Raw genomic sequence first — 19,138 nt, 5'->3', positions numbered from 1 at the left:
TCCGCGCCGCACGGGCGGAGAAGCTCACGAAGGGGGTGCTTGATGCCGTTCCGGGAGATCGGTTCCAAGATGGTCGAGGCCCGGGTGGCGCCCGGGCAGCGGATGTTCAGCCAGCGCGGCGCGATGATCGCGTACAAGGGCGAGGTCTCCTTCACCCCCAGCATCCAGGGCGGCCAGGGCGGCATCGGCTCGATGATCGGGCGGCGGCTGGCCGGCGAGGCGGCTCCGCTGATGACGGTCGAGGGCGACGGCACGGTGCTGTTCGGCCACGGCGGCCACCACGTCGAGGTGGTCGAACTGTCCGGCGACACCCTCTACGTGGAGGCCGACCGGCTGCTCGCCTTCGACGGGACGCTGGAGCAGGGCACGATGTTCATGGGCTCCCAGGGCGGGGTCATGGGCATGGTGCGCGGCCAGGTGACCGGGCAGGGGCTGTTCACCACGACGCTCTCCGGGCACGGCTCGGTGGCCGTGATGGCCCACGGCGGGGTGATCCGGCTCCCGATCGCCCCGGGCCGCCCCGTCCACGTCGACCCGCAGGCGTACGTCGCCCACCACGGGGACGTACGCAACAAGCTCTCCACGGCGCTCGGCTGGCGGGACATGATCGGGCGCGGCTCGGGCGAGGCGTTCCAGCTGGAGCTGTCCGGGCAGGGCGAGGTGTTCGTACAGGCCAGCGAGGAGAAGCTTTGAACGGTCCGATCGTCCACGACGCCCACACCCTGCCGTCGAACGACAACGTCAACCCCTACGCGTTCTGCGTCGACCTGTCGGGCCGGTGGTTCCTGCAGAAGGGGAAGATGATCGCCTACTACGGGCAGATCACCTTCAACGGCATCGGCCACGGTCCCCTGGACCGGCTGGTCGCCACCAGCTTCCACTCCCCGCTGCACGCCTCGGACTGGGTGGTCGCCGAGGGCAGGGGCAGGATGCTGCTCGCCGACCGCGCCTTCGACGTCAACTCCTACGATCTCGAGGACGGCAACCTCACCATCCGTTCGGGCAACCTGCTGGCCTTCGAGCCGAGCCTGGCGCTGAAGCAGTCCATCGTCCCCGGTTTCGTGACCCTGCTGGGGACGGGGAAGTTCGTGGCGGCCTCCAACGGCGAGGTGCACTTCGTGGAGCCGCCGGTGCGGGTCGATCCACAGGCGCTGGTCGGCTGGGCGGACTGCCCCTCGCCCTGCCACCACTACGACCACCAGTACATGCGCGGCGTGCTCGGGGGGCTGCGGGCGATGACCGGGATCGGCGGCGTCTCCGGCGAGGAGCACCAGTTCGACTTCACCGGTGCGGGCACGGTGCTGATCCAGTCGACCGAGGTGCTGATGGAGGAGCGGGACACCGGCACGCCCCCGCCGTCGCAGCCGGGCGTCCCCGGCGCGGGCGGCGGACCGGGCGGCCACGGCGGGCAGGGCAGGCACGGCGGGCAGCAGATGCCGCAGCTCCCGGGCCAGTTGGGCGACATCCAGCGCCGCTTCGGACTGTGACCGGATCGCTTCCCGTGGTGAGGATCCGCGCAGAGAGCGCTCCCGGCCGCCGGGTAGAGTCCGACGGTATGGAGAGCGACAAGGAAACCCGCTGGCTGAGCGGAGAGGAGCAGCGTGCCTGGCGCGTCCACCTCGACGTCAACAGGCTCCTCACGCACCAACTGGAGCGGGACCTCCAGCCGTTCGGGCTGACCATGAACGACTACGAGATCCTGGTGAACCTCTCCGAGTCGGACGACCACCGGATGCGGATGAGCGATCTGGCCGCCGCCACCCTGCAGTCCAAGAGCCGTCTGTCCCACCAGATCACCCGCATGGAGAAGGCCGGGCTGGTACGCCGGGAGAACTGCGAGTCCGACAGGCGCGGGCTGTTCGCGGTGCTGACCGAGCACGGCTGGAGGACGATGCGCGAGGTGGCGCCGCACCACGTCGCCTCCGTGCGGCGCCACTTCGTCGACCTGCTCCCGCCCGGGGCGCTCGACGGACTGCACGGCTCGCTGGTCCCGGTCGCCGAGCATCTGCGGTCACTGCGCGGGCGCGGCTGAGGCGCCCCGCCGAACCCCTGCGCCCCGGGGGTGGTTCTTGGGGGATGATGAGGGCGACCCGCTCGACTGCCGTGACGGACAAGACGCGGCGGGTCCGCGGCTGACCGGCCCTTTCCGGGGGAGCGCTGGACCGGACGAGCGGGAGGGTCCTCTGCCGCCGGACCCGCGCCAGAGGTGACCTCCGATGAGCCAGCCACCACCGGGCCAGCCCCCGCACGACGGTTTCGGCCCTCCGCGGTATCCGGGCGGGCAGCAGCAGCCCCAACAGCCGCCGCCCCCGCCGCCGCAGGCCGGGCCGCCGCAGGCCGGGCCGCCGCAGGGTTACGGCGGCCCGGCGGCGTACCCCCAGGGCGGGCAGCCCGGCTACGCCTACCCCCCGGGCGGGCAGCCGCCCCAGCAGCCCTACGGGCAGCCCAACCCGTACGCCGCCTATCCGCCGCCCCCGCAGGGCGGCGGGGGCCCGAAGGGCGCGAAGGGCAGGGTGGCCCTCATCGTCGGCGGCGCCGTGGTGGCGCTCGCCCTCATCGGCGGCGGGGTCTATCTGGCGGTCGGCGACGACGACGGCGAGCCCGGCGCAGCCGCCACCGTGAGCCCGTCCCCGAGCGTCTCCTCCGAACCGACGCAGGAGGCGGAGGAGACGGCGGAGCCGACCCCCGAGGAGACGACGGAGGATCCGCTCGACGACTACGAGCCCACCGACGAACCGGCCGGGGAGCCTCCCGCCGGAAACGACTTCAGGGGGCAGTGGCAGGGCGAGGGCGCCAGGACGCTGACCGTCGGCAAGGCGTTCGAGAGCGGGGAGGCCGAGGGGAAGAACTCGGTCTCCTGGATCGAGTTCGGCGGCGACGGCATATGCGTGGGGATCGGCGAGAACCAGAGCCGCGGCTACCGGATGGCGCTCAAGTGCGGCGAGGGCGACGACGAGGAGTACATCGCCGGTACCGCCAGCAAGACCTCGGACGGCGAGAGCATCAAGATCAAGTGGGACGACGGGGGCGGGACCGACACCCTCGACTGGATCGGCGACAGCAACGTTCCCTAACCCCGCCCGGGCTACCCGGACTCCCCGGCCCGCCCGGCCCGTCCGGGTGAGGCCGGGGCCGCGGCGGGCAGCCGCAGGGTGAACAGCGCGCCGCCCTCGGCCGCCCGGCCGGCGGTGAGACCGCCGCCGTGCCGGGCGGCCACGTCGCGGGCGATGGCCAGCCCCAGCCCGGCGCCGCCGTCGTCCCGGCTGCGCGCGTCGTCCAGCCGTACGAACCGCTCGAAGATCCGCTCCCGCTCCTCCTGCGGCACCCCGGCGCCGTCGTCGGCGACCTCCAGCACGGCCTGTCCGTGCTCGCGGCCCACCCGCACCCGGACGCGGGAGGCCGCGTGGCGCCGGGCGTTGTCCAGGAGGTTGCCGAGCACCCGGGCGAGCTGGCCGCGCGAGCCCGCCACCTCCACCGGTTCGCCTCCCTCGCCGTCCTCGCCGTCCTCCAGGACGACCGTGACCCGGTCCCCGGTGCGCTGCGCCAGTTCCTCCCGCACCAGCGCGTACAGGTCCACCCGCGCGTCCCCGGGGCGCTCCCCGGCGTCCAGGCGGGCCAGCAGCAGCAGATCGGCGGCCAGGGCCTGCAGCCGTACGGTGTCGTGGACCGCGCCGTCGATGTCGAGCAGCCCGGGGTGGGCGGCGGCGACCTCCAGCTGGGTGCGCAGGGAGGCGATCGGGCTGCGCAGTTCGTGCGAGGCGTCGGCGACGAAGCGGCGCTGCCGCTCGACGGACGCCTCCAGGGCGCTCAGGGTCTCGTTGGTGGTCCGCGCCAGGCGTGCCACCTCGTCGCGGGAGGGTGGCTCGGGAACGCGCCGGGACAGGTCGCTGCCGGCCGCGATGGCCGCCATCTCCCGCCGGATGCCCTCCACCGGGCGCAGCGCGCCCCGGGTGACCAGCCAGGTGACGCCCCCGACGACGGCGAGCAGCGCGGGCAGCCCGGCGAGCATGGTGCCGGTGACGGTCGAGACGGCCTCCTCCTGCTCGGCGAGGGAGGCGCCGGCGTAGACGGTGACGGGGACGCGGTCGCGGGTGACGCTCTGCACGGCGACCAGGCGGAAGTCCTGCGTCGTCACCGCCCGGGAGCGGTCGTAGGTCACCTCGCCGTCCCCGTCGACGGGCAGGGCGACGGTCCGGGTGACGCTGTTGCGGTCCACCGCGACGGGCTCGTCGGACGGCGCCGGGGTGGTGCCGTCGTCGCGGTCATCGTCGTCGTCCCGGTCGTCGTCGTCACCGTCGTCGTCACCGTCGTCGTCCCGGTCGTCGCCGCCGCTGTCCTCCGGGGAGGGGACGGCGGGCGTCTTCCGGGGTTCGACGGGCCGGTTGAAGCCGGCCACGGGCCCGCGTCCGCGCAGCGGCTCACCGGCTCCGAGCACCGCGCCGGAGGCGTCCACGACCTGCACCGGCTCGTCGTCCGCCAGCGCCTCCACCCCCGCCACCTCGTCCGCCGGCACGTCGGCGACCCCGGCGGCGACCTCGCGGGCGGTGGTCTCGGCGTGCAGCCGGGCGTTCTCGGTGAGGCCCCCACGGAGCACCTCGACCACCGCGATCCCGGCGACCACCAGGGCCACCGCCACCACGAGCGTGGCGCCGAGCGCGGCGCGCACCCGGACGGTGAGCCGGGCGAGCGGGGAGGGCACGGGCCTACGCACTGGTCCTCACCAGCCGGTATCCGGCGCCGCGCACGGTGGCGATCGCCGCGCTGCCCAGCTTGCGGCGCAGCGCGCTGACGTACACCTCGACGATGTTGACGTCGCCCTCGTAGGCGAAGTCCCAGACGTGTTCGAGGACCTCCGACTTGGAGACCACCTCCCCGGCGCGTACCGCCAGGTACTCCAGTACGGCGAACTCCTTGGCGGTCAGCGCCACTTCACGCCCCTCCTGGGTCACCCGCCGCGCGGCGGGGTCCACGGTCAGCCCGCCCACCCGCAGTACGGACGCCCCGCCCCGGGTGCGACGGCGCAGCAGCGCCCTCACCCGGGCGAGCAGCACCACGTAGGAGAACGGCTTGGTGAGGTAGTCGTCGGCGCCGGTGTCCAGCCCCTCGGCCTCGTCGTACTCGCCGTCCTTGGCGGTCAGCATCAGGATCGGCGTCTCGTCCCCGGCGGCGCGCAGGGCCGAGCAGACGCGGTAGCCGTTCATGCCCGGCAGCATGATGTCGAGGACGATCAGGTCGTACGAGCCCTCGGTCGCCCGGTGCAGCCCGTCTGTCCCGTCGTGGGCCACGTCGACGGCGAACCCCTCGGCCGTCAGGCCCCTGGCCAACGACAGGGCGAGCCGTTTCTCGTCCTCCACGATCAGTACGCGCATGGGGTCAGCCTGCCAAAAGGGACCTGAAGAGATCTTCAGGTGCTTTCAGGATGCCTTCAGCCGCGCCCTGCGACGGTGTTCCACGTCAGACGCGAGACCCCGTCTCCAGGGAGGAAACCAACCATGAACCGAAAGCTGGTCGTCGCCGCCGTCGCCACCGCCGCCCTCGCCGTCGGCGGGAGCACCCTCGCCTTCGCCGGCGACGACACCGCTCAGGACGCCCTGGCCGCGAGCCTGCGGGCCGGCGCCGACACCGGTGACCGGGACGACGACGCCGGCGACCGCGACGACGACAGCCGGGACGACGACAGGGGCGGTGACGACCGGGACGAGTCGCGGACGCTGCGCGGCGCCGAGGTCACCCTCCGGGAGGCCGTCGCGGCCGCGCTGAAGGCCGTACCGGGCACGGCGGAGTCCGCCGAGCTGGAGGACGACGACGGCGACCGGCCGGTCTGGGAGGTCGAGGTCCTGGGCGAGGACGGCACCTGGCACGAGGTCGCGGTGGACGCGGGCAGCGCCGACGTGCTGGAGCGGGGCGCCGGGTCGGACGGCCGGGACGACGACGCCGACGACCGGGACGACGACAGCCGGGACGACGGCGACGACAGCCGGAGCGACGACGACAGCGACGACAGCGATGACAGCGATGACAGGGACGACCGCCGCGAGGACTGACGGCCGCCCCCGGCGGGGCTCACTCCCCCGTCAGCCCCGCCACCAGCTCGTCGGCCGCCGCGTACGGGTCGAGCGTCCCGCCCGTGATCCGCTCGGCCAGCGCCTCCAGGCGCCGGTCGCCGTGCAGGTCGCCGATGCGCTCGCGCAGCGCGGTCACCGCGATGGTCTCCACCTCGCGGGCCGCGCGCGCCCGGCGGCGCTCGGCGAGCACTCCGCGCTCCTCCATCCAGGCGCGGTGCTTCTCCAGCGCCTCGACGACCTCGTCGACGCCCTCGCCGCGCGCGGCGACGGTCTTGACGATCGGCGGGCGCCAGTCGCCGGGCTTCCGTGCCTCGCCGAGGCCCAGCATGTGGTTGAGCTCGCGGGCGGTGGCGTCCGCGCCGTCGCGGTCGGCCTTGTTGACCACGTACACGTCGCCGATCTCCAGGATCCCGGCCTTGGCGGCCTGGATGCCGTCGCCCATGCCGGGCGCCAGGAGGACGACGGAGGTGTCGGCCTGCGAGGCGATCTCGACCTCGGACTGGCCGACGCCGACCGTCTCGACCAGGACGACGTCGCAGCCGGCCGCGTCCAGGACGCGGATGGCCTGCGGGGCGGCCCAGGCCAGGCCGCCGAGGTGGCCGCGGGTGGCCATGGAGCGGATGTAGACGCCGGGGTCGGAGGCGTGCTCGGACATCCGCACCCGGTCGCCCAGCAGCGCGCCGCCGGAGAAGGGCGAGGAGGGGTCCACCGCGAGGACGCCGACCCGCCTGCCGGCCTTGCGGTACGCGGTCACCAGCGCCGAGGTGGAGGTGGACTTGCCCACCCCCGGCGAGCCGGTCAGACCGACGACGTACGCGTTGCCCGTCAGCGGCGCCAGCGCCGCCATGACCTCCCTGAGCTGCGGGGACGCCCCCTCAACCAGCGAGATCAGCCGGGCCACGGCCCGGGGCCTGCCCTGCCGTGCCTGCTCCACCAGTCCGGGGACGTCCACCGCCATACGTGCTGCGCTCCTCGCGATACTCGGCCGTCGCCGGCCCTCGTCGGCCGCCGGTCGGCCGCTGTGGTCGGCCGCTGTGGTCGGCCACCTGTTCCAGCCGTCATTCTTCCCGCGCCGCTCGCGCGCCGCCGTGCCGCCGGTCACACGGGCCCGCATCCGTCGTGTGCGGTGTCACGGGCCCGTGCGACCGCGCCGTCACTTCTTCGGCACCCGCACGATCAGGGCGTCGCCCTGGCCGCCGCCACCGCACAGCGCGGCGGCGCCGACACCGCCGCCGCGGCGCTTGAGCTCCAGGGCGAGGTGGAGCACGATGCGCGCGCCGGACATACCGATCGGGTGACCCAGCGCGATCGCGCCACCGTTGACGTTCACCTTTTCGTGGTCGATGCCGAGGTCCTTCATCGACTGCACCGCGACGGCCGCGAACGCCTCGTTGATCTCGATCAGGTCGAGGTCGCCGGCCTCCAGGCCGTCCTTCCTCAGGGCGTGGCGGATGGCGTTGGACGGCTGCGACTGCAGGGAGTTGTCCGGGCCGGCCACGTTGCCGTGGGCGCCGATCTCGGCGATCCACTCCAGGCCCAGCTCCTCGGCCCTGGCCTTGCTCATCACGACCACGGCGGCGGCGCCGTCGGAGATCTGCGAGGAGGTGCCGGCGGTGATGGTGCCGTCCTTGGCGAAGGCCGGGCGCAGCCTGCCCAGGGACTCGGTGGTGGTCTCGGCCCGGATGCCCTCGTCCTTGGAGAACAGGATCGGGTCGCCCTTGCGCTGCGGGATCTCCACCGGGGTGATCTCGGCGTCGAACAGGCCGTTCTTCTGCGCGGCGGCGGCCCGCTGGTGGGAGAGGGCGGCGATCTCGTCCTGCTCGGCGCGGCCGATGCCCAGACGGGTGTTGTGCTTCTCGGTGGACTCGCCCATGGCGACGTTCTCGAAGGAGTCGGTCAGGCCGTCGTGGGCCATGGCGTCCAGCATCTGCACAGCGCCGTACTTGAAGCCCTCGCGGGACTTCGGCAGCAGGTGGGGGGCGTTCGTCATGGACTCCTGGCCGCCGGCGACGACCACGTCGAACTCGCCGGCGCGGATGAGCTGGTCGGCCAGCGCGATGGCGTCCAGGCCCGACAGGCAGACCTTGTTGACCGTCAGCGCGGGGACGTTCATCGGGATGCCGGCCTTGACCGCGGCCTGGCGCGCGGGAATCTGCCCGGCGCCGGCCTGGAGCACCTGGCCCATGATCACGTACTCGACCTGGTCCCCGCCGATGCCCGCGCGGTCCAGGGCGGCCTTGATGGCGAAGCCGCCCAGGTCGGCGCCGGAGAAGGTCTTCAGCGAGCCCAGCAGGCGGCCCATGGGCGTACGGGCGCCCGCGACGATCACGGAGGTGGTGGCGGACGCCGAACGGGTCTCGGGGTTCGTCTTTTCGGTCACGGTGCGGCCCCTTCGGAGCAGGGAGTTAACGAGGGTTATCGCCAATGTACTGAGCGGTACCGCCCCCGGTCACCGGTCGGTCGGTGTGACCGTGCGCACGTTGCGTAACCACACTCCGAGACGGTGCACTGTCTTCCATGCTGACGCGCATCGACCACATCGGTATCGCCTGTTTCGACCTGGACAAGACGGTGGAGTTCTACCGTGCCACCTACGGCTTCGAGGTGTTCCACACCGAGGTGAACGAGGAGCAGGGGGTGCGCGAGGCCATGCTGCGGATCAACGGCACGGACGACGGCGGCGCCTCCTACCTCCAGCTCCTGGAACCGACCCGCGACGACTCCACGGTGGCCAAGTGGCTGGCGAAGAACGGTGAGGGCGTGCACCACATCGCCTTCGGCACCGCGGACGTCGACGGCGAGGCCGAGGCGATCCGGGACAAGGGCGTCCGGGTGCTGTACGACGAGCCGCGCACCGGTTCGATGGGGTCGCGGATCACCTTCCTCCACCCCAAGGACTGCCACGGCGTGCTCACAGAACTGGTCACCTCCGCTTCCTCACACCACTGACGACCGCTCCCCCGGCCGGTAGAGTGGCCGTTCGGCCGGGGCTGCGGGCCGGCAGGGGCCCGTCCCATGTTCCGCCGATGATCTGACACCATTTCTCCGAAGGGTCAGTTCACCTTCACCACGACCAGGGGACGGATGGGACCGCGCAGTGCGGGGCTACGACCGCTACGAGGCTGACGACCACCTCTCTCAGCTCGAAGCCGAGATGAAGCGGCTGAAGGACGAGCGGGACAAGGCGGTCGACCACGCCGACGACCTCGGCTACCAGGTCGAAGTGCTGCGCGCCAAGCTGCACGAGGCGCGCCGCGCTCTCGCCGCGCGCCCGGCCGGCTACGACAACCTGTCGCACCAGGCCGAGCAGTTGCTGCGCAACGCCCAGGCACAGGCCGAGCAGTTGCGCGCCGACGCCGAGCGCGAGCTGCGCGAGGCCCGGGCCCAGACCCAGCGGATCCTCCAGGAGCACGCCGAGCGGCAGGCCCGTATGGAGGCCGAGCTGCACGCCGAGGCGGTCGCCCGGCGCCAGCGGCTGGACGAGGAGCTGGCCGAGCGCCGCGCGACCGTCGAGTCGCACGTCAACGAGAACGTCGCCTGGGCCGAGCAGCTGCGCGCCCGCAGCGAGTCGCAGGCCCGCCGGCTGACGGACGAGGCGCGGGCCGAGGCCGAGCAGACCCTGGCCGCGGCCCGCGCCGAGGTGCAGCGGCTGACCGAACAGTCCCGCCAGCGCCTGAACTCGGAGGCGGAGGCCGCCAAGGCCGAGGCCGAACAGGTGCTGCGCCGGGCCCGCGCGGACGCCGAGCGGCTGCTGAACGCGGCCTCCACCCAGGCGCAGGAGGCCACCGAGCACGCCGAGCGGCTGCGCACCTCCACCGCCGCCGAGTCCGAGACCGCCCGCCGCGAGGCCACCGCGCTGGCCCGCCAGGCCGAGCAGCGGATGCAGGAGGCCGAGACGGCGCTGCGCGAGGCCCGCGCCGAGGCCGACCGCGTCCTGGCCGAGGCACGCGAGGCCGCCGCGAAGCGGCTGGCCGACGCCGAGTCGGAGAACGAGCAGCGCGGGCGTACCGCCAAGGCCGAGATCGCGCGCATGGTCGCCGAGGCCACCAAGGACGCCGAGGCCGCCGAGGCCGAGGCCGAGCAGGTGCGGGCCGACGCCCGCGCCGAGGCCGAGCGGCTGATCGCCGAGGCCCGCGAGAGCGCCCGCGCCAAGTCGGCCGAGGAGTCGGCCGCCCAGCTCGCCGAGGCCGCGCGCACCGCCGAGGAGGTGCTCACCAAGGCGTCCGAGGAGGCCAAGGCCACCACCCGGGCCGCCACCGAGGAGGCCGAGCGGCTGCGCGCGGAGGCCGAGGCGGAGGCCGACCGGCTGCGCGCCGAGGCGCACGATCTGGCCGAGCAGCTCAAGGGTGCGGCCAAGGACGACACCGAGGAGTACCGCGCCAAGACCGTCGAGCTCCAGGAGGACGCGCGGCGGCTGCGCGGCGAGGCCGAGCAGTTGCGCGCCGACGCGGTCGAGGAGGGCGAGCGGATCCGCGGTGAGGCCCGCCGCGAGGCCGTCCAGCAGATCGAGGAGGCCGCCAGCCGCGCCGAGGAACTGCTCAGCCAGGCCAAGGCGGACGCCGAGGAGACCCGCGGCGCCGCGGTGACCGAGGGCGAGCGGGTGCGCACCGAGGCGATCGAGCGGGCCACCGCCCTGCGCCGCCAGGCCGAGGAGGCCCTGGAGCGGGCCCGCGCCGAGGCCGAGGAACTGCGGACGGCGGCCGAGCAGCAGGCCGAGCGGGCCCGCGCCGAGGCCGAGGAGGCCGGCCGGCGGCTGCGCGAGGAGGCCGAGGAGGCCGTCGCCGCACGCCGCGCCGAGGCCGACGCGGAGCTGGAGCGGCTGCGCGAGGAGGCCGAGCAGCGGCTGACCGCCGCCGAGGAGGAGCTGCGCGGGGCCCACGAGGAGGCCGAGCGGCTGCGCGAGGAGACCCGCGCCGAGACCGAGCGGCTGCGCACGGAGTCGGCACAGCGGCTGCGCGCCCTGCGCGAGCAGGCCGAGGAGGAGTCCGAGCGGCTGCGCACCGAGGCGGTCTCCGACGCCGCTCAGGCCCGCGCCGAGGGCGAGGCCGTGGCGGTGCGGCTGCGCACCGAGGCGGCGACCGAGGCCGAGCGGCTGCGCGCGGAGGCGCAGGAGACCGCCGACCGGGTGCGGGCGGAGGCGGACGCCGCCGCCGAGCGGATGGGCGCCGAGGCAGCCGAGGCGCTGACCGCCGCCCAGGAGGAGGCCTCCAGGCGCCGCCGCGAGGCCGAGGAACTGCTCACCGGCGCCCGCCAGGAGGCGGACCGGGAGCGGGCCCAGGCCCGGGAGCAGAGCGAGGAGTTGCTCGCCTCGGCCCGCAAGCGGGTCGAGGAGGCGCAGGCGGAGGCCGAGCGGCTGGTGGCCGAGGCCGAGCGGCGGGCCGCCGAACTGGTCTCCGCCGCCGAGCAGAAGGCCCAGCAGGTGCGCGACTCGGTCGCGGGACTGCACCAGCAGGCCGAGGAGGAGATCGCCGGTCTGCGCTCCGCGGCCGAGCATGCCGCGGCCACCCTGCGCCAGGAGGCGAAGGAGGAGACGGACGCCGCCAAGTCACTGGCGGAGCGCACCGTTTCGGAGGCGATCGCCGAGGCGGACCGGGTCCGGGCCACCGCCGACGAGGAGGCCGAGCGCACGCGCTCCGAGGCCGACCGCGTACGGGACGAGGCCCGTGAGGCGGCGGCGCGCCGGCTGGGCGAGGCGGCCGAGCAGGCCGACCGGCTGGTCGCCGAGGCCCGCGAGGAGGCCGTACGCATCGCGGCGTCCGCCGAGGAGCAGGCGGACACCATGGTGGGCGCCGCCCGCAAGGAGGCCGAGCGGCTGGTGGCCGGGGCGCGGACCGAGAGCACCTCGCTGGTGGAGAAGTCCCGCAGCGACTCCGACACCATGCTGGAGGAGGCCCGCCGCGACGCGAGCGCCATCCGGGAGCGGGCCGAGGAGCTGCGCTCGCGCACCGAGGCCGAGGTCGAGGAGCTGCACGAGCGGGCGCGCCGGGAGGCCGCGGAGGCGATGCGGTCCGCCGGCGAGCGTGTGGACAAGCTGGTGAAGGCGGCCGAGGAGCAGTTGGCCGAGGCTCAGGAGAAGGCCCGTCGGACCCGCTCGGAGGCCGACTCCGAGGCGAGCAGGGTCCGTATCGCCGCGGTGCGCAAGGCCGAGGGGCTGCTCAAGGAGGCCGAGCAGAAGAAGGCCGCGATCGTCCGGGAGGCCGAGAAGGTGCTCGCCGAGGCGGAGGCCGAGGCGAAGCGGACCCTGGAGAAGGGCAAGCGCGAGCTGGATGTGCTGACCCGCCGTCGCGAGGACATCAACGCCGAGATCTCGCGCGTGCAGGACGTGCTGGAGGCACTGGAGTCCTTCGAGTCACCCGGTAAGGGCAAGTCCGACAAGGACGGCAAGGGGGGAAAGGGTTCTGACGGGGGATCGAACGGAGCGGTCAAGGCCGGTGCGGGAGCGGGAGCGGCGCATGGCGGCGGCAAACAGGGCAAGAACTGAGCCACTCGAACGGGCGTACATTCTGCATATCAAACCGGCATCTTCTCGAAGACACGCCGTTTTCCCCCCTAGGATTCCCTCTATCACTCTCCCGTCCGACCCCGTCTGACCGACAGGAACCCCATGAGCGACAACACCTCTCCCTTCGGCTTCGAGCTCGTGCGGCGCGGCTACGACCGCGGTCAGGTGGACGACCGCATCGCGAAGCTCGTCGCCGACCGTGACAACGCACTGGCCCGTATCGCCTCGCTGGAGAAGCGAATCGAGGAGCTGCACCTCGAGACGCAGAACGCACAGGCGCAGATCAACGACTCCGAGCCTTCGTACGCCGGACTGGGCGCCCGTGTCGAGAAGATCCTCCGTCTCGCCGAGGAGGAGGCCAAGGACCTGCGCGAGGAGGCCCGCCGGGCCGCCGAGCAGCACCGGGAGCTGGCCGAGTCCGCCGCGCAGCAGGTGCGCAACGACGCCGAGTCGTACGCCTCCGACCGCAAGGCCAAGGCGGAGGACGAGGGAGCCCGGATCGTCGAGAAGGCCAAGGGTGAGGCCGCCACGCTGCGTGCGGACGCGCAGAAGGACGCCCAGGCCAAGCGCGAGGAGGCCGACGCCCTCTTCGAGGACACCCGGGCCAAGGCCGCGCAGGCCGCCGCCGACTTCGAGACCAACCTGGCCAAGCGCCGCGAGCAGTCCGAGCGCGACCTGGCCTCCCGTCAGGCCAAGGCCGAGAAGCGGCTGGCGGAGATCGAGCACCGCGCCGAGCAGCTCCGCCTGGAGGCCGAGAAGCTGCGCACCGACGCCGAGCGCCGCGCCCGCCAGACGGTGGAGACCGCCCAGCGCCAGGCCGAGGACATCGTGGCCGACGCCAACGCCAAGGCCGACCGCATCCGCAGCGAGTCCGAGCGCGAGCTGGCCGCTCTCACCAACCGCCGCGACAGCATCAACGCCCAGCTCACCAACGTCCGCGAGATGCTGGCCACGCTCACCGGCGCGGCCGTCGCCGCGACCGGGCAGCCGAACACCGACGGCGGCGAGGAGTCGCTGGGCGTTCCCGCCCAGCAGTCGCGCTGAGGCCGGACACGGGCCGGCGGCGCCGGCAGACGGGGGACACCGCGCCCCGTACCGCCCTTGTGCGGTGCGGGGCGCCGCCGTCTTCCACCACCGCCTCTCACGGGCGCCGCGCCCCACGCACGTCCCGCAGGAGCCCCACGGGCGGACGGGAACCGAACCCCTCCCGGTAGCCTCCTGGTCCAAGACGGGGGCCCAGCACCCGGACCGCGACGGCCAGCAGGGGCGGAAGAAGCATGATCGAAGCAGTCGGCCTGACGAAGCGCTACGGCGCGAAGACGGCCGTGTACAACCTCTCCTTCCAGGTGAGGCCGGGGATGGTCACCGGCTTCCTGGGGCCCAACGGCTCGGGGAAGTCCACCACCATGCGGATGATCCTGGGTCTGGACGCCCCCACCGAGGGGCACGTGACCATCGGCGGCCACCCGTACCGCAGGCTCCCCAACGCGCCCCGGCAGGTGGGTGCCCTGCTGGACGCCAAGGCGGTGCACGGCGGGCGCAGCGCCTACAACCACCTGCTCTGCCTGGCGCAGCTCTCCGGCATCCCCGCGCGGCGCGTGGACGAGGTGCTGGGCGTCGTGGGCCTGCGGGACGTGGCGAAGAAGCGCTCCAAGGGCTTCTCCCTCGGCATGGGCCAGCGGCTGGGCATCGCGGCGGCGCTGCTGGGCGACCCGCAGGTGCTGCTGTTCGACGAGCCGGTCAACGGCCTGGACCCGGAGGGCATCCTCTGGATCCGCAACCTGATGAAGAGGCTGGCGTCCGAGGGGCGCACGGTCTTCGTCTCCAGCCATCTGATGAGCGAGATGGCCCTGACGGCCGATCATCTGATCGTCATCGGCCGCGGCCAGCTGCTCGCGGACATGTCCGTGAAGGACTTCATCGCGCACAACTCCGCCGAGTTCGCCCGGGTCCGCACCCCCGACGGCGCACCGGAGCAGCGCGACAAGCTGACCGCCGCCCTCGCCGAGGCCGGCGGCCACGTCCGGCCGGAGCCGGACGGTGCGCTGCGGGTGTCCGGGCTGCCGCTGCCGCGGATCAGCGACCTGGCGCACGGGGCGGACGTACGGCTGTGGGAACTCTCCCCGCACTCGGCCTCCCTGGAGGAGGCGTACATGCGCATGACGCAGGGCGCGGTGGACTACCGGTCCACCGAGGACACGCGGGCCGGGCTCCTGGCGCAGCCGCCGGCGGGGTACGCGGGCCCGCCGGCGGGGTACGCGGCGCCGGTGCCGGGACAGGCCCCCGGACAGCCCAACCCGTACGCGGTAACGCCGCAGCAGACCTGGCAGCCGCCGCAGCCGCCCGCGGCCGCGCCGGTACCCGCCCCCGCCGACCCGACCGAGCGTGACAGCGAGGACGCCCGATGAGCACTCCCCAGCCGAGCCAGGCCGTGCCCCCCGTACCCCCCGCGCAGCCGGACGCCCCCCCGGGCCGCGTCGCAGGCGCCCTCCGGCCCGCCCCCCGGCGGCCACGGCTACGCCTCGCCGATCCCGGTCCGGCGCACCCGTCTCGGGCACGCCGTCGCCTCGGAGTGGACCAAGATCCGCTCGGTGCGCTCGACGGTGTGGACGCTCGCGGTGATGTTCGTCCTCGTCCTCGGCATCGGCCTCCTCACGGCCTTCGCCCTCGGCGGCCAGGACACCCTGGAGATGCCGGTGCTGGCCGGGGGTTTCTTCGGCCTGATGCTGGGCCAGCTGTGCGTGATCACGCTCGGGGTGCTGGTGATCACCTCCGAGTACAGCACCGGGATGATCCGCACCACCCTCACCGCCTGCCCGCAGCGCGGCCGGGTGCTGCTCGCCAAGGCTCTGGTCTTCTTCCTGCTGTCCTTCACGGTGACGCTGGCCGCCTGCACGCTGACCGCGCTGGTCCAGACGGCGATGATCGAGGGCAAGCCCGTCCCCGAGTACATCGACCCGCGGATGCTCAACGAGGAGACGGCCGCCACCGGGCAGGCCGTCGCGTCCGCCGGCGAGTGGCTGGGCGCGACGGTCGGCGCCGCGCTCTACGTGGCGCTGCTGGGCCTGCTGTCGCTGGCGGTCGGCACGCTGCTGCGCAGCACCCCGGGCGCGATCACCACCATGATCGGGCTGGTGCTGCTGCCCTTCATCGTCTCGCTGTTCCTCTTCACCGAGAGCGTGCGGGAGTTCGGCGGGAAACTGCGCGAGTACTCGGTGCTCAACGGCCTGTCCTCGCTGTTCCGCATCCCGTTCGAGGGCGGTTCGGCCGACACCGGGTGGCCGCTGCTGTGGCTGCTGGCGGGCGTCACGCTCGCCGCGCTGACCGGCGCGTACGCCCGCATCTCCACCCGCGACGTCTGACGGGCGCCGCCACCCCGCAAGGTCAGTACCTGGGGGCCTGACGGGACCGCTGGAGCCGCGCGCTCCGGCGGTCCCTGGCGTTCCAGCACGCCCGGTGCCAGTGCCGCCGGTCGTCCACCCGCCCCTCGCGCTGCCAGGCCACCACGTGCGGCACCCCGGGCGGGATCTCCTGGTCGCAGCCGGGGCAGCGGTAGTGCTTGGCCGCGGACTGTCCGCTGACCTGCCGCACCACCCACTCCTCGCCGCGCCACTCGTCGGTGTTCTCCATGCCGTAGCGGCCGTCCGCCTCCCCGTCGCGGCGGGCGGACCTGCCACCGCCGCGCGGGCGGTTTCGACGCGGGGACAACAGGCACCTCACGTGGTCTCGGGGGCCTTCGGGGCCCGTCGGCGGACTGCTCCGTCCAGCCTACGCAGGTCGCGGGCGGCCTTGTGCCGCGCACCCGCGGCGCCTCTCCCCCTCGCCCTCCCGTGCGGTCCGAAAAAATTCCCGGCGGATTCCCGGCAGGCCGTGCCCTTGGCACGTGTCAGGCGTTGTTGCCTCAAGGGGACCGTCCGGCGGTCCGTTCGGAGGGCCGCCGCAGACCGCCCCGGCGCCGTCCCGGCACCGCCGCGCGGCGGTGCCGGGACGGCGCCGGGGCGGTCCCGGTACCGGGCAGGAGGCTGTGGCGATGCACATCGGGACTTTCGTGCCGGCGGGGCAGTTCCCGGGGCAGGGGCAGGGAGAGGCGCTCCACCGCGCCCTGCGCTCCGCGGAGGCCGCCGAGCGGGCCGGCCTGGACTCCGTGTGGGTGGCCGAGCACCACTTCGTCCCCTACGGGGTCTGCCCCTCGGCGATCACCCTGGCCGCGCTGCTGCTGGGGCGCACCCGGCGCATCGGGGTGGGCACGGCCGTGAGCGTGCTCCCCACCGTGCATCCGGTCGCCCTGGGCGAGCAGACCGCGCTGCTGCACCTCGTCTCCGGCGGCCGGTTCACCCTCGGCGTCGGCCGCGGCGGCCCCTGGGTGGACCTGGAGGTCTTCGGCGGCGGCGTCGAGGCGTACGAACGGGGCTTCCCCGAGTCGCTGGACCTGCTGCTGCGCTGGCTGCGCGAGCCGCGCGTCGGCGCGGACGGCGAGCGCTACCACTTCCGCGAGGTCCCCGTCGTACCGCGCCCGGACCAGGGCCTCGGCGGGCCGGAGGCGCCGCCCGTGCTGATCGCCTGCACCTCCCCCGGCTCCGTGCGGCTGGCCGCGGCGCGCGGGCTGCCGATGCTGCTGGGGATGCACTGCGGGGACGAGGAGAAGGCGGACATGGTCGCCCTGTGGCGGCGCGAGGCGCTGGCGGCGGGAGCGGACCCGGAGGCCGTGGCGGCGGCCGGGCACGTGTCGGCCGGGGTGGCGCAGGTGGCCGACACCCGCGACGAGGCCGTGGAGACGCTCACCAAGGCGATGCCCGGCTGGCTGCGGCAGGGGTTGGAGGCCCATACGACCGTGGACGGCCGGGCGCGTTCGATGCGCGACCCGCTCGCCTACACCGAGTTGCTGTGCTCGCTGCACCCGGTCGGCCCGCCGCGACTGTGCGCGGACCGGCTCACGGCCACCGCCGAACGGACCGGGATCGGCCGGTTCGCGCTGCTGGCCGAGGGCTCCGGCGACCTGGCCGCCACCGAACTGAACATCTGGCGGCTGGGTTCCGAGGTGCTGCCGCTCCTCCCCCGAGCAGCGGCAGCTCCCGCACCGTCGGACACAACGCCGGGAACAGCGCCGGGAACAGCGCCGGACGACGAGGGCACGGGGACGGGCACGGCACCCTGACCGGCCGCCCGCCCGCTCGCCGCCCACCCGCTCACCGTCCGCCCGCGATCAGCAGTCGCGCAGTTCCGGCGACTGGTTGAGGAGCTGGCCGCGGACGGAGGTGAAGCGTGCGAGCCGCTCGTCCACGGAGGAGTCCAGCGGGAAGACCGCGACCCGGTGGCAGTTCTGGAAGGCCAGTCTCACCCCGAAGTGGCGCTCCAGCGCGCCGCGTATCGCGTCGCTGGCGAGTGCGCGCAGCAGCTGGCCCCGCGCCCGCTCGTCCGGCGGGGGCGTCTGGTTGTCGGCGAACTCCCCGCCGTCCACCCTGAGTCGGGCCACCAGAGAACTGATCATGTCCCATGCGTAGGGCAGGGACGTACGGACGCAGTCGACGAAGGCCGCCTCATCGACCTCGCCTCGCTCGGCCTGCTCCAGGAGGGCCGGTGAGACGTCGAGCGACATGAGTTCTCCTCTCGCGATCCCGGACATACCGGGACCTCAGGGACGGAATGCCGGGGCTGCGCGTAATCGGACGATCTCGTACGGCGACCCCCAGGCTGCAACGTTATGCCCGCGCGTACCGCCGCACCAGGCTCGTGGGCACACAACCGGCCACGCCCGAACGGTGATCGAACAGGGAGAAGCAGGGGCGAATCGCGTGGACCGCCCGTCGTCCAGTAGCGTGACCGACCATGCGTCTCGTCATCGCCCGCTGCTCCGTGGACTACGCCGGAAGGCTCACCGCCCACCTCCCCTCGGCCCCCCGCCTCATCCTGGTGAAGGCCGACGGATCGGTCTCGGTCCATGCGGACGACAGGGCCTACAAGCCCCTCAACTGGATGTCTCCGCCATGCACCCTCAAGGAGGGCGAGGAGAACGGCGTCGGCGTCTGGACGGTGGTCAACAAAACGGGGGAGAAACTCATCATCACCATGGAGGAGGTCCTGCACGACTCCTCGCACGAACTCGGCGTCGATCCCGGCCTGATCAAGGACGGTGTGGAGGCACACCTTCAGGAACTCCTCGCTGACCGAATGGAGACCCTCGGCGAGGGCTGGTCGCTGATACGGCGTGAGTACCCCACCGCCATCGGACCGGTGGACATCCTGTGCCGGGACGCGGAGGGGACCACCGTCGCGATCGAGATCAAGCGACGCGGCGAGATCGACGGCGTCGAGCAGCTCACCCGCTATCTGGAACTGCTCAACCGCGACCCCCACCTCTCCCCGGTCCGGGGGGTGTTCGCGGCACAGGAGATCAAGCCGCAGGCGCGCGTGCTGGCCACGGACCGCGGCATCGACTGCGTCGTCCTCGACTACGACGCGCTGCGCGGCATCGAGGACGACAAGCTGCGGCTGTTCTGACCACTCCGGCCTGCCCGGTACGCACGCCGGGGCCGCGACCGCGCTTCGAGCGCGGCTGCGGCCCCGGCGTGCG

General features: G+C 73.7%; 18 protein-coding genes. 12 read left to right on the top strand and 6 right to left on the bottom strand.

The annotated features are described in order from the left end of the window. Nucleotides 1-42: 42 nt before the first annotated feature. The 4 genes from CUT83_RS11015 (at nt 43) to CUT83_RS11000 (ending at nt 3,074) form a co-directional block, all read left to right on the top strand. On the top strand, nt 43-693 hold the full coding sequence (locus CUT83_RS11015) for an AIM24 family protein (protein ID WP_093847621.1): 651 nt from the start codon (nt 43-45) through the stop codon (nt 691-693). Beyond that, nucleotides 690-1,487: an AIM24 family protein gene (locus CUT83_RS11010; protein WP_101255670.1), complete on the top strand. Its 798-nt coding sequence runs from the start codon at nt 690-692 to the stop codon at nt 1,485-1,487. The genes CUT83_RS11015 and CUT83_RS11010 overlap by 4 nt, the downstream gene beginning before the upstream one ends. Nucleotides 1,488-1,555: 68 nt before the next feature. Further along, nucleotides 1,556-2,032, top strand: a complete 477-nt coding sequence (locus tag CUT83_RS11005) for a MarR family winged helix-turn-helix transcriptional regulator (protein WP_101255669.1) — start codon at nt 1,556-1,558, stop codon at nt 2,030-2,032. Between the two features lie 184 nt (nt 2,033-2,216). Further along, on the top strand, nt 2,217-3,074 hold the full coding sequence (locus CUT83_RS11000; RefSeq protein WP_101255668.1) for a hypothetical protein: 858 nt from the start codon (nt 2,217-2,219) through the stop codon (nt 3,072-3,074). Nucleotides 3,075-3,085: 11 nt separating this feature from the next. On the opposite strand, the gene CUT83_RS10995 is transcribed toward CUT83_RS11000, so the two are convergent. After that, nucleotides 3,086-4,621, bottom strand: coding sequence for a sensor histidine kinase (locus CUT83_RS10995; RefSeq protein ID WP_420882476.1), 1,536 nt, complete (start codon nt 4,619-4,621; stop codon nt 3,086-3,088). An 82-nt stretch (nt 4,622-4,703) separates the two neighbouring features. After that, the gene (locus CUT83_RS10990) at nt 4,704-5,369 is read right to left on the bottom strand and encodes a response regulator transcription factor (RefSeq protein ID WP_101255666.1); all 666 of its coding nucleotides are present in this window, start codon (nt 5,367-5,369) and stop codon (nt 4,704-4,706) included. 123 nt (nt 5,370-5,492) lie between these two features. Here CUT83_RS10990 and CUT83_RS10985 point away from each other — a divergent pair, with 123 nt between their 5' ends. Continuing rightward, nucleotides 5,493-6,044, top strand: coding sequence for a PepSY domain-containing protein (locus CUT83_RS10985; RefSeq protein ID WP_101255665.1), 552 nt, complete (start codon nt 5,493-5,495; stop codon nt 6,042-6,044). Nucleotides 6,045-6,063: 19 nt separating this feature from the next. Here CUT83_RS10985 and meaB read toward each other — a convergent pair whose 3' ends face one another. Together meaB and CUT83_RS10975 are read right to left on the bottom strand one after the other, a co-directional pair. Further along, nucleotides 6,064-7,023, bottom strand: coding sequence for a methylmalonyl Co-A mutase-associated GTPase MeaB (gene meaB / locus CUT83_RS10980; RefSeq protein WP_093847634.1), 960 nt, complete (start codon nt 7,021-7,023; stop codon nt 6,064-6,066). A gap of 195 nt (nt 7,024-7,218) precedes the next feature. Next, on the bottom strand, nt 7,219-8,445 hold the full coding sequence (locus tag CUT83_RS10975; RefSeq protein ID WP_101255664.1) for an acetyl-CoA C-acetyltransferase: 1,227 nt from the start codon (nt 8,443-8,445) through the stop codon (nt 7,219-7,221). A gap of 137 nt (nt 8,446-8,582) precedes the next feature. Here CUT83_RS10975 and mce point away from each other — a divergent pair, with 137 nt between their 5' ends. The 5 genes from mce (at nt 8,583) to CUT83_RS10950 (ending at nt 15,929) form a co-directional block, all read left to right on the top strand. Next, complete coding sequence (gene mce, locus CUT83_RS10970; protein WP_101255663.1) at nt 8,583-9,014, top strand: methylmalonyl-CoA epimerase; 432 nt, start codon at nt 8,583-8,585, stop codon at nt 9,012-9,014. A gap of 148 nt (nt 9,015-9,162) precedes the next feature. Beyond that, nucleotides 9,163-12,546 (top strand): polarized growth protein Scy, encoded by a 3,384-nt coding sequence (gene scy / locus CUT83_RS10965; RefSeq protein ID WP_101255662.1) that lies wholly within the window; start codon nt 9,163-9,165, stop codon nt 12,544-12,546. A 123-nt stretch (nt 12,547-12,669) separates the two neighbouring features. Next, nucleotides 12,670-13,611 (top strand): coiled-coil domain-containing protein, encoded by a 942-nt coding sequence (locus tag CUT83_RS10960; protein WP_101255661.1) that lies wholly within the window; start codon nt 12,670-12,672, stop codon nt 13,609-13,611. A 233-nt stretch (nt 13,612-13,844) separates the two neighbouring features. Further along, nucleotides 13,845-14,975, top strand: a complete 1,131-nt coding sequence (locus CUT83_RS10955; RefSeq protein WP_101255660.1) for an ABC transporter ATP-binding protein — start codon at nt 13,845-13,847, stop codon at nt 14,973-14,975. A 183-nt stretch (nt 14,976-15,158) separates the two neighbouring features. Beyond that, complete coding sequence (locus tag CUT83_RS10950) at nt 15,159-15,929, top strand: ABC transporter permease (protein WP_240958278.1); 771 nt, start codon at nt 15,159-15,161, stop codon at nt 15,927-15,929. Between the two features lie 22 nt (nt 15,930-15,951). Here the strand turns inward: CUT83_RS10950 and CUT83_RS10945 are convergent, their stop codons facing one another. Continuing rightward, complete coding sequence (locus tag CUT83_RS10945) at nt 15,952-16,275, bottom strand: Rv1322 family protein (protein ID WP_093847645.1); 324 nt, start codon at nt 16,273-16,275, stop codon at nt 15,952-15,954. Nucleotides 16,276-16,597: 322 nt separating this feature from the next. Here CUT83_RS10945 and CUT83_RS10940 point away from each other — a divergent pair, with 322 nt between their 5' ends. After that, nucleotides 16,598-17,722 (top strand): LLM class flavin-dependent oxidoreductase, encoded by a 1,125-nt coding sequence (locus CUT83_RS10940; RefSeq protein ID WP_101255658.1) that lies wholly within the window; start codon nt 16,598-16,600, stop codon nt 17,720-17,722. Nucleotides 17,723-17,770: 48 nt separating this feature from the next. Here CUT83_RS10940 and CUT83_RS10935 read toward each other — a convergent pair whose 3' ends face one another. After that, entirely contained in the window at nt 17,771-18,163 is a 393-nt protein-coding gene (locus CUT83_RS10935; RefSeq protein ID WP_101255657.1) for an SCO5389 family protein, read from the bottom strand. A gap of 230 nt (nt 18,164-18,393) precedes the next feature. Here CUT83_RS10935 and nucS point away from each other — a divergent pair, with 230 nt between their 5' ends. Beyond that, complete coding sequence (gene nucS, locus CUT83_RS10930; protein ID WP_101255656.1) at nt 18,394-19,065, top strand: endonuclease NucS; 672 nt, start codon at nt 18,394-18,396, stop codon at nt 19,063-19,065. Nucleotides 19,066-19,138 lie beyond the last annotated feature (73 nt).

This window comes from Streptomyces barkulensis (genome assembly GCF_002843305.1).
Classification (GTDB): domain Bacteria; phylum Actinomycetota; class Actinomycetes; order Streptomycetales; family Streptomycetaceae; genus Streptomyces; species Streptomyces barkulensis.
The sequence above is the reverse complement of the archived record's forward strand: the minus strand, read 5'-3'. Positions and strand labels throughout refer to the sequence as shown.

Bases quoted from the DNA above. Each gene is read 5' to 3' on its own strand.
- CUT83_RS10955 (WP_101255660.1), top strand. From the start codon at position 13,845: ATGATCGAAGCAGTCGGCCTGACGAAGCGCTACGGCGCGAAGACGGCC.
- CUT83_RS10990 (WP_101255666.1), bottom strand. From the start codon at position 5,369: ATGCGCGTACTGATCGTGGAGGACGAGAAACGGCTCGCCCTGTCGTTG.
- CUT83_RS10960 (WP_101255661.1), top strand. From the start codon at position 12,670: ATGAGCGACAACACCTCTCCCTTCGGCTTCGAGCTCGTGCGGCGCGGC.
- CUT83_RS11000 (WP_101255668.1), top strand. From the start codon at position 2,217: ATGAGCCAGCCACCACCGGGCCAGCCCCCGCACGACGGTTTCGGCCCT.
- nucS (WP_101255656.1), top strand. From the start codon at position 18,394: ATGCGTCTCGTCATCGCCCGCTGCTCCGTGGACTACGCCGGAAGGCTC.
- CUT83_RS11015 (WP_093847621.1), top strand. From the start codon at position 43: ATGCCGTTCCGGGAGATCGGTTCCAAGATGGTCGAGGCCCGGGTGGCG.
- mce (WP_101255663.1), top strand. From the start codon at position 8,583: ATGCTGACGCGCATCGACCACATCGGTATCGCCTGTTTCGACCTGGAC.
- CUT83_RS10985 (WP_101255665.1), top strand. From the start codon at position 5,493: ATGAACCGAAAGCTGGTCGTCGCCGCCGTCGCCACCGCCGCCCTCGCC.
- CUT83_RS11005 (WP_101255669.1), top strand. From the start codon at position 1,556: ATGGAGAGCGACAAGGAAACCCGCTGGCTGAGCGGAGAGGAGCAGCGT.
- CUT83_RS10940 (WP_101255658.1), top strand. From the start codon at position 16,598: ATGCACATCGGGACTTTCGTGCCGGCGGGGCAGTTCCCGGGGCAGGGG.
- meaB (WP_093847634.1), bottom strand. From the start codon at position 7,023: ATGGCGGTGGACGTCCCCGGACTGGTGGAGCAGGCACGGCAGGGCAGG.
- CUT83_RS10935 (WP_101255657.1), bottom strand. From the start codon at position 18,163: ATGTCGCTCGACGTCTCACCGGCCCTCCTGGAGCAGGCCGAGCGAGGC.